Source organism: Ideonella sp. (genome assembly GCF_041914305.1).
In the GTDB taxonomy this organism is placed as follows: domain Bacteria; phylum Pseudomonadota; class Gammaproteobacteria; order Burkholderiales; family Burkholderiaceae_C; genus Ideonella.
On sequence record NZ_JAYSDQ010000030.1, the window covers coordinates 13389 to 27471 of the forward strand.

Sequence of the window (14083 nt, forward strand, 5' to 3'; positions counted from 1 at the left end):
CTCATGCCACGGGGTGGGCGCCGGTGGCCGCCTGCTTGCGGCGCGCGCGCCAGGCACCCAAGAGGATGGCGAAGCCCGGGATCAGGATCATCGCCCAGATGATCTTCTCCAGGTTGTGTTGCACCCACGGCACGTTGCCGAAGAAGAAGCCGGCCAGCGTGACGCTGCCGACCCACAGCGCGCCGCCGGTCACGTCGAAGAAGGTGAAGCGCCGCCGCGTCATCAGCGCCACGCCCGCCACGAAGGGCGCGAAGGTGCGCAAGAAGGGCATGAAGCGGCCGACCACCAGCGTGATGCCGCCGTAGCGCTCGTAGAAGTCGTGTGCCTTCAAGAAGGCCTGCTTGTTGAACCAGCGCGAGTTCTCCCACTGGAAGACCTTCGGGCCGACGTGCTTGCCGATCGTGTAGTTGCTCTGGTTGCCGGCCACTGCGGCGGTGAACATCAGGCTTAGCGACAGGGTCAGGTCCATCGCCCCGGCACCGCACAGCGTGCCGACGACGAACAGCAACGAATCGCCGGGCAGGAACGGCATCACGACGACGCCGGTCTCGACGAAGATGATCAGGAACAGCAGCGCATAGACCCAGACGCCGTACAGGGCGACGAAGTCTTTCAGGTGCTGGTCGACGTGGACGACAAGGTCGACCAGAAAGGCAAGAAACTCCATGGGCGGCGATTATCCCCAGGCGGCGCATCTCGCCTGGGCAAACACATCGGCCTTCTACAATACGCCCCGGGTGCCGGTGCCGCTGTGAAGCGCCACTGGCAGGCATGTGCAACGGTCGGGCCGCCTTGCGGACCTTCGACGACCACCCGGCGCTCGCGCCCCATGCTGCCATGCCGACCACCCTCATCGTTCTCTTTGTGCTGACCTACGCGGCGATCGCGCTCGAGCACCCGCTGAAGATCAGCAAGTCTGCCTCCGCGCTGCTGGGCGCCGGCGCCATGTGGACCGTTTACGCCCTCGCCTCGGGCGACGCCCACGCGCTGGGCGAGCAGCTGGGCGAATCGCTGGTCGCCACGGCGCAGATCGTGTTCTTCCTGATGGGCGCGATGACGATCGTCGAGGTCGTCGACGCGCACCACGGCTTCGAGGTGGTCACCGCGCGCATCCGGACATCGAGCCTGCCTTGGCTGATGGGGCTGGTGGGCATCGTCACCTTCTTTCTCAGCGCCATCCTCGACAACCTGACCACCACCATCGTGATGGTGTCGCTGCTGCGCAAGCTGATCGATGACCGCGAAGACCGGCTGCTTTTCGCCGGGCTGGTGGTGATCGCGGCCAACGCGGGCGGCGCCTGGTCGCCGATCGGCGACGTGACGACGACGATGTTGTGGATCGGCGGCCAGGTCACCGGCCCCGCCGTCGTCAAGGGGCTGTTCATGCCCTCGCTGGTCAGCCTGCTGCTGCCGCTCGGCGTGGCCGCGTTCCTGCTGCGCGGCCGCCGCGTCGTGGCACCGCCGCGCGACGATGCGGCCACCGGCACCGGCACCAGCGCCTTCGAGCGCAATCTGATGTTCTTCTTAGGCCTGGCGATCCTGGTCGCCGTGCCGGTGTTCAAGACCGTGACGCACCTGCCGCCGTTCATGGGCATCCTGTTCGGCCTCGGCCTGCTGTGGCTGATCGGCGACGCGGTGCACCGCCACAAGGACGAGCGCGAGAAGGAGCGCCTGACCCTGGCCCATGCATTGAGCAAGATCGACATGGCCTCGATCATGTTCTTCATCGGCATCTTGCTGGCGGTCGCCACGCTGGAGCACACCCACCTGCTGGCCAGGCTGGCGGCCTGGCTGGACCACGCCATCGGCCGCACGGACCTGATCGTGCTGGTCATCGGCATCGCCAGCGCCCTGGTCGACAACGTGCCGCTGGTCGCGGCCGCGATGGGCATGTACGACCTGTCGGTCTACCCGACCGACCATTTCCTCTGGCAGTTCCTGGCCTACTGCGCCGGCACCGGCGGCTCGATCCTGATCATCGGCTCGGCCGCCGGTGTGGCGGCGATGGGGATCGAGCGGATCGGGTTCGGCTGGTACCTGCGCAAGATCAGCCTGCTGGCGCTGCTGGGCTACCTGGCCGGCGCCGGCACCTACCTGCTGCAAGGCGCGGCCGGGTGACGGAGCTTCCTACAATCCGACCATGACAGCTTTGGCCCCCGACACCGCTGCGCCCGAAACGGTGGCGCGACGCCCGATCCGCGAACTGCCCGACGAGCTGGTCAGCCAGATCGCCGCCGGCGAGGTGGTCGAGCGCCCGGCGTCGGTCGTGCGCGAGCTGGTCGACAACGCGCTGGACGCGGGCGCCACGCAGATCACCGTCAAGCTCGTGGCTGGCGGCATCCGCGCGATCGTGGTCGAAGACGATGGCGGCGGCATCCCCGCCGACGAGTTGCCGCTGGCGGTCAAACGCCACGCCACCAGCAAGATCCGCTCGCTGGCCGAGCTCGAAGGCGTTGCGACGATGGGTTTTCGCGGCGAAGCGCTGGCCGCGATCGCGTCGGTGTCTGAGCTGGCCATCGTCAGCCGCACCGCCGACGCGCCGCACGCCCAGCGGCTGGACGCCCGCAGCGGCGAGCTGCAGCCTGCGGCCCGCGCGGTGGGCACCAGCATCGAGGTGCGTGAGCTGTTCTTCAGCACCCCGGCGCGGCGCAAGTTCTTGAAAAGCGAAGCCACCGAGCTGGCCCATGCGACCGAGGCGGTGCGCCGCCACGCGCTGGCCCGCCCCGACGTGGGCTTCGCGATCTGGCACGAGGGCAAGCTGGTCGAGCAATGGCGCCGCGCCACGCACGAGCAGCGCATGGCCGACGTGCTGGGCCCCGAGTTCGTCGCCGACAGCCGCGCGGTCGAACACGCGGCCGGGCCGATGCGCGTGCTGGGCCGCGCCGGCTTGCCCGAGGCCTCGCGCGCCCGGCCCGACCACCAGTACGCCTACGTCAACGGCCGCTACGTGCGCGACAAGCTCGTCGCCCACGCACTGCGCAGCGCCTATGAAGACGTGCTGCACGGCCAGCGCCAGCCGGCCTATGTGCTGTTCATCGACATCGAGCCGACGCGCGTCGACGTGAACGTGCACCCGACCAAGATCGAGGTGCGGTTTCGCGAATCGGGCGAGGTTTATTCGGCGGTGCGGCGCGCGGTCGAGGGCGTGCTGGCCGCCACGGGCGGCAGCCCGATGGGGCGTGCGGTCGAGGCCATCGCCGCTGCGCAGCCGGCCACCGAAGCCCGCCCCTTCCCCCCCGCACAGCCGCCCAGCGGCCTGCCCTGGGGCGCGCAGCAACAACGCCTGAGCCTGGCCGACCTGGGAACCTTGTACGCCCGCGAGGCGCCGGCCCCATGGTCCGTGCCCACTGCCGCGCCCATGGCGGGCAGCGCGGCGCCCATGAACGACATTGCCCGCAGCGATGAGCCGCCGGCGCCGGTCGAGGCGAACGACTGGCCACTCGGCCGTGCGTTGGCGCAGCTGGCCGGCGTTTACGTGCTGGCCGAGAACGCGCAAGGGCTGATCGTCGTCGACATGCACGCAGCCCACGAGCGCATCGTCTACGAGCGTTTGAAGGCCGCCGCGCGGCAGGCACCGCTGGCGGCGCAGCCACTGCTGATCCCCAGCACCTTTGCCGCCACGCAAGAAGAGGTGGCGGTGGCCGAAGCCCGCGCCGCCGACCTGGCCGCGCTGGGGCTGGACATCTCGCCGCTCGGGCCCACCACGCTCGCCGTGCGGGCCCGCCCCGCCGCCCTGCCCGACGCCGACCCCGTCACGCTGGCCCGCTCGGTGCTGCGCGAACTGGCCGACTTGGCCGAAGCCGACGCCGGGCGCATGATCGAGCGTGCGCAGGACGAGATCCTCGCGACGATGGCCTGCCACGGCGCTGTGCGCGCCAACCGCCGGCTGACGATCGAAGAAATGAACGGGCTGCTGCGCCAGATGGAAGCCACCGAGCGCGCCGACCAATGCAACCACGGCCGGCCTACCTGGCGCCAGGTCACGATGAAGGAACTGGACGCGCTCTTCCTGCGCGGCCGTTGACACGATGACCATCAATTCCGACCGCAACATCCAGCGCACGCCCAAGCGTGCGACACGAGCGGCCACGCCCGCTGCTCCCGCGCCCGCCGGCACCCCGGCAGCCCCTGCGCCCGCCGGCCCGCCTGCCGTGCCGTCCGTCCCGGTGTCGTACGCGCCGCCGTCGTCGCGCCCGGCATACGGGAACGCCCCGCAACGCGCCCCGGCACCCCATCGCTCACCCGCGCCCGCTTACGCCAAGACAGGGCGACCGGATCAGGCTGGCCGGCCGGCCCGGCAGGATCAAAGCCCCTGGCCGGCCCGGCCGGACCAACCCAACCGACCGCCCAGGCCGGACCAACCCGCCCGGTCGGCCCGGCCGGACCAGCCTCCCAGGTCGCCCAGGCCCGACCAAGCCGCCGGCCCGCGCCGCGTGCCACGCGACGAAGCACCGCCGCCGCAGGTGCGGCCCGCCCCGCGCCCGCCGACCCCGCGCACGTCGGACGCCGAAGGCATCCGCCTGTCCAAGCTGCTGGGTGACCGCGGCCTCGCCTCGCGCCGCGAAGCCGACGACTGGATCGCCGCCGGCTGGGTCAAGGTCGACGGCCAGATGGCCGTGCTGGGCCAGCGCGTGCTGCCCGACGCCAAGATCGAGGTCGACCCGCAGGCGCACAACCAGCAGGCGCAGCGCGTGACGATCCTGCTGAACAAGCCGATCGGCTATGTCTCGGGCCAGGCCGAAGACGGCTACGAGCCGGCCAGCGTGCTGGTGACCGCATCCACCCATTGGCCGGACGATCCGCACCGCCGCCCGTTCCACCCCGGCCACGCCCGCCACCTGGCCCCGGCCGGCCGGCTGGACATCGATTCGACCGGCCTGCTGGTGCTGACGCAGGACGGCCGCATCGCCAAGCACCTGATCGGCGAAGACTCCGACGTCGAGAAGGAATACCTGGTGCGCGTGGAATACCAAGGCGAAGGCACGCTGCCCGAAGCCGACCTGAAGCGCCTGCAATACGGCCTGATGCTGGACGGCAAGCAACTCAAGCCCGCCAAGGTCAGCTGGGCCAACGAAGACCAACTGCGCTTCGTGCTGCGCGAAGGCCGCAAGCGCCAGATCCGCCGCATGTGCGAGCTGGTCGGCCTGAAGGTCGTCGGCCTGAAGCGTGTGCGCATCGGCAGCGTCGTGCTGGGCAAGCTGCCCGTCGGGCAGTGGCGCTACCTGGGCCCGCACGAAAGGTTCTAGAGCCCCCACGCCCCCTCCGGGGGCTGCCCCCCGAGGGGGCTCGCGCAGCGGACCGGCCAAGCCGGATCCGCGCACGCCACTTGAAGAGGACGGCGCTTCGCGCGCCCCGAAGGCCCAGCAGTTCGTGCGACAAACCCGACTTCTTCTGGAAAAGGCCGCCGCAGAGCCGTTGCCGGACTGGGACGACCTGGCGTCCAGCTTCAGGCTGGGGCAGTTCGGCAAGGGCGCCGATGTGTTTGCCGAGGGCGAGTGGCAGCCGTTCGTCTACGTGGTGCGGCGTGGCATGGTCAAGCTCAGCTACATCAACGAGCTGGGTGACGAGTGGATCAAGTCATTCATCGGCGACGGTGACTTCTTTGCCTGCCCCAACGTGCTGGTGGCCGGCGGCAAGACCGACTACTCGGCCATCACGCTCGAAGACAGCGAGATCGAGCAGGTCGACTACGCCAGCCTGCGCCGCCTGATGGAGCGCCACCCGGCGTGGCAGCGCGCCGTGCTGCAGTTGCTGGAATGGCACATCGTGCGCAAGGAGCAGCGCGAGCGCGAGCTGCTGACGATGCGCCCCGATGAGCGCTACCGGGCCTTCCTGGCCACGTTTCCCACGTTGGCACCGCGCATCCAGGTGCGGGACATAGCGCATTACCTGGGCGTCACGCCCGAGGCCCTGAGCCGCATCCGCAAACGCCTGCGAGCTTGATCCCGGTCAACCCCGGGCCCGCCCAATTGATCCTGATCATTTGATCGCCCCAGGCACGGCGGCGAAGCTGGCGACTCGCCTTCGCCGGCCACCCGGTGAAGCTCAGCGGACCCTCCGCACCCCTCACCCGATGGCCACATCCATGCACGAAATTGCTCCCACCACCCCGCGCGCCCAGATCAAAGCCTATCTGCTGGGCGGCGGCATCGGCTCGATGGCCGCCGCCGCCTTCATGATCCGCGACGCCCAGGTGCCCGGCGCCAACATCACCCTCCTCGAAGCCGGCCCGCTGATGGGCGGCAGCCTGGACGGGGCCGGCGATGCCGAGCGCGGCTACTCGCTGCGCGGCGGGCGCATGCTCACGACCGACAACTACGAGTGCACCTGGGACCTGTTCAAGTCGATCCCTTCGCTGGAGCACCCCGGTCGAAGCGTGTTCGACGAGACCCTGGCCTTCAACGAAAAGTACAAAGCCCATTCGATGGCCCGCCTGGTCAACCGCCAGCGCGCCAAGATGCCGGTGGCGTCGATGGGTTTCTCGGCCCACGACCGCCTGGACCTGCTCAAGCTCAGCAACGCCAGCGAAGAAGAGCTGGGCACCTCGGCCATCACCGACTGGCTCTCGCCGTCGTTCTTCGAGACCGAGTTCTGGTTCATGTGGGCCACCACCTTCGCCTTCCAGCCCTGGCACAGCGCGGTCGAGTTCAAGCGCTACCTGCACCGCTTCATGCTCGAGTTCTCACGCATCGAGACGCTGGGCGGCGTCAAGCGCACCGTCTACAACCAGTACGACTCGTTCGTGCGGCCGCTGCAGGCCTGGCTGCAGGCGCAAGGCGTGCAGTTCGTGATGGACGCCAAGGTCACCGACCTGGAACACCGCGAAGAAGACGGCCAGTTCGTCGTCACGGCCATCCACTACCAACACGCCGGGGCGGCCGAACGCATCGAGGTGGCGGCCAGCGACCTCGTGTTCTTCCAGAACGGCTCGATGACCGACGCGTCGAGCCTGGGCTCGATGCAGAGCGCGCCGCCAAAGCTGGACAAGCAAGACAGCGGCGGCTGGGCGCTGTGGGAAAAGCTGGCCGAGGGCCGGCCCGATTTCGGCAACCCGGCCGCGTTCAACAGCAGCATCGCCGAGTCGATGTGGGAGTCGTTCACCGTCACGCTCAAGGACAGCGTGTTCTTCGACAAGATGAAGGCGTTCAGCGGCAACGAGCCCGGCACCGGCGGCCTGGTGACCTTCAAAGATTCGAACTGGCTGATGTCCATCGTGCTGGCCCACCAGCCGCACTTTGCCAACCAACCGGCCGGCGTGCAGGTGTTCTGGGGTTATGCGCTGTTCCCGGACCGCATCGGCAATTTCGTCGCCAAGCCGATGGCCGAATGCAGCGGCGAAGAGATCCTGCGCGAGCTGTGCGGCCACCTGCGCTTCGATCTCGACGCCGTGGCCAACGCCAACTGCATCCCCTGCCGCATGCCCTACATCACCAGCATGTTCATGCCGCGTGCGCTGAGCGACCGGCCGCTGCCGGTGCCGAAGTCGTCGAAGAACCTCGCCTTCGTCAGCCAGTTCGTCGAGATCGCCGACGACGTGGTCTTCACCGTCGAATACTCGGTGCGGGCCGCGCAGATGGCGGTGTATGAGCTGCTGGCGGTGGACCGCGAGGTGCCCGCCATCATCCGGCACGACCGGTCGGTGAAGACGCAGTTCGAGGCGCTGGTGAAGGCCTTGAAGTAAGGCGGGCCTCCCGGCCCGGCCCCTTTGCTCGCCGCGCGAGCAAAGGGGCCTGCAAGACTCAAACCGCGAGCAGCTCGACCTCGAACACCAAGGTCGCGTTGGGCGGGATCACGCCGCCGGCGCCACGGGCACCATAGCCCAGGTGCGGCGGGATCGTCAGCACGCGCGTGCCGCCGACCTGCATGCCCTGCACGCCTTCGTCCCAGCCACGGATCACCATGCCGGCGCCGAGGTCGAACTCGAAGGGGTCGTTGCGGTCCTTGCTCGAATCGAACTTGCGGCCGCGGTTGTTCGGCGCAGCGGCGTCGAAAAGCCAGCCGGTGTAGTGCACGGTGACGCTGTCGCCTTCCTTGGCGACGTCACCGCTGCCGACCACCACGTCGTCCATCAGCAGCTTCGGCCGCTCGGGCGTGGGCAGCAGCTCGACCTCGAACACCAAGGTGGCATTCGGCGGGATCACGCCACCGGCGCCGCGCGCACCGTAGCCCAGCTCGGCCGGGATCGTGAGCACGCGCGTGCCGCCGACCTGCATGCCCTGCACGCCTTCGTCCCAGCCACGGATCACCATGCCGGCGCCGAGGTCGAACTCGAAGGGGTCGTTGCGGTCCTTGCTCGAGTCGAACTTGCGGCCGCGGCCGTCGGCGGCCTTCGGGTCGTGCAGCCAGCCGGTGTAGTGCACGGTGACCGTCTGACCAGCCTTGGCGGTGTCGCCGCTGCCGGTGACGCGGTCGTCGATCTGCAGGCCGCTGGGGGTGCTCATGGGGGATCCTTTCGTGGTCGATGGCGCCGCGGCCTTTCCCGCGGCGAAGGCGGGGATCATGCCATCGTGGACCGGCCAGGCGAATTCAAGCAGGACATTGGGGCTATCTGGGTCGGTGTGAATGACGGGAACGCGGTGCCGCGCGGTGGGCCTGCATTCATGCGTTAACGTCCACCACCGCGGCCAACCCGACGGCCCGCGTGGGCATGGAGGTGTCTCTTGGTGAGGGGCCGTGGGCTTCAGAACGGACTGCGGTCCCAGGCCGCGATGACCCTGGGCGGCTGCAGGAACGAGGTCAGCCCCTGGAACCACAGCACTTCGCGGTAGTCGCCGCTGATCACCAGGTCCTGGCTGCCCACGCCGCGCAGGAAGGCGGGCTGTGCGTCCTTGGCCGACAGGATGTCGAAGCCCTTGGCCGGGGTCGAGAAGCTCAACGTGAAGCTGGGGTTCGCGCCCAGGCCGGCAAAGGAGCGCACGGTGCCGTCCTGGATCACGTAGGTGCGGCCGGCGCCCGAGGCGGTGCGGATCTGGAAGACCAGCTTCTTGGTGCCGACATAGCGCGCGCAATCGGCATCGCTGCGGATCTTTCTCTGCAGCAACTGGGCGAAGGCCCACAGAAGGAACTTGAACTTGAGCATGGCAGGCAACCTTCAAAGAGGTGGGCGGTGGCGGATCGACACAGGGGCGGCAGTGCTTGCCGTCACTCGGCCAGGAACTGCACGGCGTGCTGCAGAAAGCGCTGCGGGCACTGGAACTGCGCGGCGTGGCCAGCATCGGGGTAGATGAACAACTGCGCGTTGGGCAGGTTGCGCGCCATGTAGAACGAGTTGACGGTGGCCACCATCACGTCGTTCACGCCATTGAGAATGAAGGTGGGCTGCCGGATGCCGCGCAGGTAGGCAAAGGGGTCGTCCTCCTGCACCCGGGGCAGGTAATGCAGGTTGGCCTCGATCTGGGCGCTGGCGACTTCCGGGGAAGACGGCGGGTCCTGGTCCACCCGCTGGTGGCGCCGCGCCCAGAAGTCCCGCGCAGCCTGTTGGGCCTGCGCCGAACGGCCAAAGAACAGGTAGGCAAAGTCGTCGACCGTGGGCACCGGGTTGACGGCGGTGCTCAGCACGCGCTGCTCCAGCTCCGGGTCGCCGCCGCGCGGCCCGGTGCCCAACAGCATCAGCTTGCGCACCAGCTCGGGATGGCGCCAGGTCAGGTCCAGGGCCTGGAAGCCACCCAGTGAAAAGCCCAGCACATTCACCTGGCGCAGCCCCAGGGCACGGATCGCCGCCGCCGCGTCGTCGGCCATGTCCTCGATGCGGGTGCGCGGCGTGCCCGTGGACGAAGCGACACCGCGACCGTTGAACAGGATCACCTCGCGCCCGGTGGCCAGGCCGTCGGTCATCAGGGGGTCCCAGTGGTCCATGCCACCGCGGTAATGCTGGAGGAAGAACAACGGCGGCTGGTCTGTCGCGGTGTTGCCCCAGCGGCGGTAGGCGAATTGCGCGCCATTCACTTCCACATGGCGGGTGGGTGCGGTGAGGTGGGTGTGATTCATGCTGGAATCCTTCGAAGGGTGGACAGGCACAGGCTGCGGCGTCACGTCGCGCGGCGTGTGGGCAAGGCCAGGCGCGGCTTGCCACGGTGCTCGTCATGCAGTGCCTCGCTGAAGTTGCGCACGAAGGCCTTCGACGCGGCGTACAGCGCCATGTTCTAGCGGGCCAGGAAGCCGAGCGTGCTGTTCACGAAGTCGGCATGGAACTGGAAGAGACCGCCATGTCCGGCATCGGGGTAGATGATGAGCTGGCTGTTCGGCAGCCGCCGCGCCAGGTCGTGCGTGTTGACCGTCGGCACCATGCGGTCGTTGTCGCCGTTGACCACCAGTACGGGCTGCTTCACCACCGACAGGTCGGCGGGCGTCTTGTTCCCCCAGACGCGCAGCGCTTCCAGCTGCGCGAGGAAGGCGCTCACCGCAATGTCCTTGTCGCGATCCTCGGTGCGCTCGTTCAAGCGCGCCAGGAAGGCCTTGCCGGCCTCGATACCACCAGGCGTGCGCGTGAAGAACAGGAACTGCTTCGCGTCCTGGCCCGTGAAGAAGCCGCGCAGCATGTCGAGGTAGGTCACCCCTGCCACGGTGCTGATGCCCTCGCCACCCGCAGGGCCGGTGCCCGCCAGAACCATCTTGCGGACGAGCGGCGGCTCCTTCAGCACGATTTCCTGGGCGACCATGCCACCCAACGAAAAGCCGAGCAGGTCCACCTGCTGCAAGCCCATGGCCTTGATGAAGATGATGGCGTCGTCCGCCATCTGCTCGATCGAATTCGACGGTGAACCGCTCGATGCCCCGATGCCGCGGTTGTCGAAGGCAATGACGTGGTGCCTGGCCGCGATGCCGTCGATGACGCGCGGGTCCCAGTTGTCCAGGACCGCGGCCAGATGCGTCAGGAGCACCACGGGCGTTCCGCCGTGGTGTTTGCCCAGCTCTCGGTACGCGAACTCGACCCCACCGGCGGAGATGGTCTGGGTCGGGACGGTCTTCCAGGAGATGTCGGACGCCTGATCCGTGGCCGGCTGATTCTGTGCGGTGCCGGCGGGGACAGGCTCTGCAGCGGCTGCCGATGACGTTTGCAGGGTCGTGGACAGGGCGAGCCCCAGAATGACTGGGTTGATCAGGCGTTTCATCATTGGGTCTCCGGGTCAGGCATTGAGCGTGGGGTAGTCGGTGTAGCCCTTGGCGCCGGGCGTGTAGAACGTCGCCATGTCCAGGGGGTTGAGCGGTGCATCGGCCTGCAGGCGTGCCACCAGGTCGGGGTTGGCGATGAAGGGGCGGGCAAAGGCAATCAGGTCCGCGTCACCGGCCTCGAGTGCACGTTCGGCACGGCCCTTGTCGAAACCGCCCGCCAGGATGAACACCCCCTTGAACGCGGCGCGCAGGTCCCGCTTCAGTTCGGTGGGCACGGGCGGTGCACCCAGGGGCGAGTGGTCCAGCAGGTGGACAGACGCAATGCCCAGCTGCGACAACTCCCTCGTGAGGGCCAGATACTGCGCGTCGACATCGGGGTACGCCCCCATGCCGTTGAACACGCCGTGGGGCGACAGCCGGATGCCCACCCGATCTGCGCCGATGGCGGAGACCGTGGCACGAACCACCTCGAGCGCGAAGCGATTGCGGCCGTGCAGACCCTCTCCGTACGCATCCGTGCGCCGGTTCACGTTCGCGTTCAGGAACTGCTCGATCAGGTAGCCGTTGGCGGCGTGCAGCTCGACGCCATCGAACCCCGCCTCGATGGCCAGCTGGGCCGAGCGGGCGTACTCCGCCACGGCATGGGCGATGTCCTCGGCGGTCATGGCGCGCGGCGCGCTGTGCGGCTGCGGGCCCTGGGTGTCGGTGAACATCTCGCCGGGGCACACATCGGCCGTCGGCCCCAGCACTTCAGCGTCGGTGGGCAGGTTGGCGACGTGGCCGACGCGCCCCGTGTGCATCAATTGGACAAAGATCTTGCCGCCTTTGGCGTGCACGGTGTCCGTCACCCACTTCCAACCCTGCACATGGGCTTCGTTGAACAAGCCCGGAATGCGGGCGTAGCCCAGGCCGTTGGGGGACGGCGAAACGCCCTCGGTGATGATCAGGCCGGCGGTGGCCCGTTGACCGTAGTAGTTGGCCATCAGCATGTTGGGCGCGTTGTTGTCCACGGCGCGGCTACGCGTCATGGGCGCCATCACGATGCGGTTGCGCAATTTCAGGGTGGGCGCGGAGAGTGCGGTGAAGAGCATGGGCGGCTTTCTGGTGGGTTGTGCTGAACAGCGGCGGTTCACTGGCCCTGGGGCAGGTAGACCGGGCGCGGTGCCGTCAGGCCTTGCCTGACCTGCTGGGTGAGCGCGTCGGCCAACACCTCGTCGGCGCCTGCGGCCAGCCCGTCGAGCGCGCGCTGCACGATCTCTTCGGCGCTGGTCTTCGGCACGTCGAAGCCCCGCGTCAGGTCGGTGTCCACGTACGCCATGTGCAGGCCCAGCACCTGTGTCTTCTGGCCGGCCAGCTCGTGGCGCAGCGCGTTGGTCAACGACCAGGCCGCCGACTTGCTCGCCGAATAGGCGGCCAGCTCACCGCCGTTGACCCAGGACGCCACTGAAAGAACGTTGATCAGTGCACCGCCGCCGTTGGCCTTGAGCACCCGCGCAAAGGCCTTGCTCACGTTCAGCACACCGAAGAAGTTGGTTTCGAAGATGCGGCGGGCCACGGCTTCGCTGTCCTCAGCGAGGAAGCCGCCGGGCTGGGCAATCCCGGCGTTGTTGATCACCAGGGTCACGTCGGCGGCCATCTCGGCGGCGGCGGCGATCTGCTCGGGCTGGGTGACGTCGAGCCGCAGGGCCTGGACGCCGGCCAAGGTCACGGTGGCGGGGTCGCGTGCAGCGGCGTAGACCTTGCGGGCACCGCGGGCCAGCAGTTCGCGCGCAAACGCCAGGCCGATGCCGCGGTTGGCGCCGGTGATGAGGACGACGGCGTTTTCAATGTTCATGGGGGTCTCCAAGAGGCTGGGTGAGGGATCTATATGACGATCGTCATATTTCGGGGCGTGCGGTGTCGTTCAGCAGGAAGGGCTCAACGAACCTTGATGACGACCTTGCCCTTGGCTCGGCCGCTTTCGACGTAGGCCAGGGCTTCGTTGGTGGATTCGAAGGGGAAGACCTTGTCGACCACCGGTCGGATGGCGCCGGACTCGATCAGCGACGCGATCTGCTTCAGCTGGCTTCCGCTGGCTTTCATGAACAGGAAGGCATAGCTGAGCTGAAGCCGCCGGGCTTGGCGGCGCACGCTGAAGCTCAGGGCGCGAAAGATCTGCCTCACAGGCCACGGTGCCTTGATGTCCTCGCCGAACCGCGGGTCCGGCGGCCCGGAGATGGAGATGAGGTGGCCGCCCGGCTTGAGCACGCCCAGGGATTTCTTCAAGGTCTGGCCGTCCTGGCTGTTCAGCACCACGTCGTAGCCGCGCAGTTGCGCTTCGAAGGCCTCTTTCTTGTAGTCGACGACCACATCAGCACCCAGGCTCTTCACCAGCGCAAGGTTCGCCGTGCTGGTGGTGGTGGCCACCGTAGCGCCCAGGTGCTTGGCCAACTGGATCGCAAACGTGCCGACGCCGCCGGAGCCTGCCTGGATGAAGACCTTCTGACCCTTCTTGAGCTTGGCCATCTCGACGAGCGCCTGCCATGCCGTCAGGCCCACCAGCGGGATGGAGGCGGCCTCCTCCATCGTGATGTTCTTGGGCTTGAGCGCCACCGAGTCTTCCTTGACGGCAACGAACTCGGCGAACGTTCCGATGCGCAAGTCATCGGGACGCGAGTAGACCTCGTCGCCCACCTTGAACTGGCGAACCCGCGGCCCGACGCGCACCACGACGCCGGCCACGTCATGCCCGAGGACAAACGGCGTGCGGTACGGCAGGATGAGCTTGAACTCGCCGTCGCGAACCTTGGCGTCGATGAGATTGACGGCGGCCGCGTGGACCTGGATCAACACCTCGTCGGCACGCAACTCCGGCTCAGGCACATCGCCGGCCCGCAGTGGCCGCCCCTTGCCGTATCGATCCACGATGAAGGCTTTCATTGCTTTTCCTTGTTGCCGCCCGAGGGAGGGACACACGCAGCGGCGGCGGCCG

Annotated in this window: 13 protein-coding genes and 1 pseudogene; 5 read left to right on the forward strand and 9 right to left on the reverse strand. The window is 68.2% G+C overall.

Annotated elements, in window-relative coordinates; genetic code table 11:
- Position 1 precedes the first annotated feature (1 nt).
- Complete coding sequence (locus ACE3SG_RS27595) at positions 2-667, reverse strand: VTT domain-containing protein (RefSeq protein ID WP_374569479.1); 666 nt, start codon at positions 665-667, stop codon at positions 2-4.
- 170 nt (positions 668-837) lie between these two features.
- Here ACE3SG_RS27595 and nhaD point away from each other — a divergent pair, with 170 nt between their 5' ends.
- The 5 genes from nhaD to ACE3SG_RS27620 all read left to right on the forward strand — a co-directional run bounded on the left by nhaD (position 838) and on the right by ACE3SG_RS27620 (position 7681).
- A complete protein-coding gene (nhaD, locus tag ACE3SG_RS27600; protein ID WP_374569480.1) occupies positions 838-2118 on the forward strand; it encodes a sodium:proton antiporter NhaD in 1281 nt (426 codons plus the stop codon).
- A gap of 22 nt (positions 2119-2140) precedes the next feature.
- On the forward strand, positions 2141-4024 hold the full coding sequence (gene mutL, locus ACE3SG_RS27605) for a DNA mismatch repair endonuclease MutL (protein WP_374569481.1): 1884 nt from the start codon (positions 2141-2143) through the stop codon (positions 4022-4024).
- A 409-nt stretch (positions 4025-4433) separates the two neighbouring features.
- Positions 4434-5246, forward strand: coding sequence for a pseudouridine synthase (locus ACE3SG_RS27610; protein ID WP_374569482.1), 813 nt, complete (start codon positions 4434-4436; stop codon positions 5244-5246).
- Positions 5247-5370: 124 nt separating this feature from the next.
- Complete coding sequence (locus ACE3SG_RS27615) at positions 5371-5943, forward strand: Crp/Fnr family transcriptional regulator (RefSeq protein ID WP_374569483.1); 573 nt, start codon at positions 5371-5373, stop codon at positions 5941-5943.
- A gap of 142 nt (positions 5944-6085) precedes the next feature.
- Positions 6086-7681 (forward strand): oleate hydratase, encoded by a 1596-nt coding sequence (locus ACE3SG_RS27620; protein ID WP_374569484.1) that lies wholly within the window; start codon positions 6086-6088, stop codon positions 7679-7681.
- A gap of 58 nt (positions 7682-7739) precedes the next feature.
- On the opposite strand, the gene ACE3SG_RS27625 is transcribed toward ACE3SG_RS27620, so the two are convergent.
- From ACE3SG_RS27625 to ACE3SG_RS27660, 8 genes and pseudogenes are all read right to left on the reverse strand, one after another.
- Positions 7740-8069 (reverse strand): FKBP-type peptidyl-prolyl cis-trans isomerase, encoded by a 330-nt coding sequence (locus tag ACE3SG_RS27625; RefSeq protein ID WP_374569518.1) that lies wholly within the window; start codon positions 8067-8069, stop codon positions 7740-7742.
- A gap of 27 nt (positions 8070-8096) precedes the next feature.
- Positions 8097-8441, reverse strand: a pseudogene (locus ACE3SG_RS27630) (FKBP-type peptidyl-prolyl cis-trans isomerase); the annotation flags it as partial.
- A gap of 239 nt (positions 8442-8680) precedes the next feature.
- Positions 8681-9079: a helicase gene (locus ACE3SG_RS27635; RefSeq protein WP_374569485.1), complete on the reverse strand. Its 399-nt coding sequence runs from the start codon at positions 9077-9079 to the stop codon at positions 8681-8683.
- A gap of 62 nt (positions 9080-9141) precedes the next feature.
- Positions 9142-9987: an alpha/beta fold hydrolase gene (locus ACE3SG_RS27640; RefSeq protein ID WP_374569486.1), complete on the reverse strand. Its 846-nt coding sequence runs from the start codon at positions 9985-9987 to the stop codon at positions 9142-9144.
- Positions 9988-10142: 155 nt separating this feature from the next.
- Positions 10143-11111: an alpha/beta fold hydrolase gene (locus ACE3SG_RS27645; protein WP_374569487.1), complete on the reverse strand. Its 969-nt coding sequence runs from the start codon at positions 11109-11111 to the stop codon at positions 10143-10145.
- A 15-nt stretch (positions 11112-11126) separates the two neighbouring features.
- Positions 11127-12203 (reverse strand): alkene reductase, encoded by a 1077-nt coding sequence (locus tag ACE3SG_RS27650; protein ID WP_374569488.1) that lies wholly within the window; start codon positions 12201-12203, stop codon positions 11127-11129.
- 38 nt (positions 12204-12241) lie between these two features.
- Complete coding sequence (locus tag ACE3SG_RS27655) at positions 12242-12946, reverse strand: SDR family oxidoreductase (protein ID WP_374569489.1); 705 nt, start codon at positions 12944-12946, stop codon at positions 12242-12244.
- A gap of 83 nt (positions 12947-13029) precedes the next feature.
- Entirely contained in the window at positions 13030-14031 is a 1002-nt protein-coding gene (locus ACE3SG_RS27660) for an NADP-dependent oxidoreductase (RefSeq protein WP_374569490.1), read from the reverse strand.
- Positions 14032-14083 lie beyond the last annotated feature (52 nt).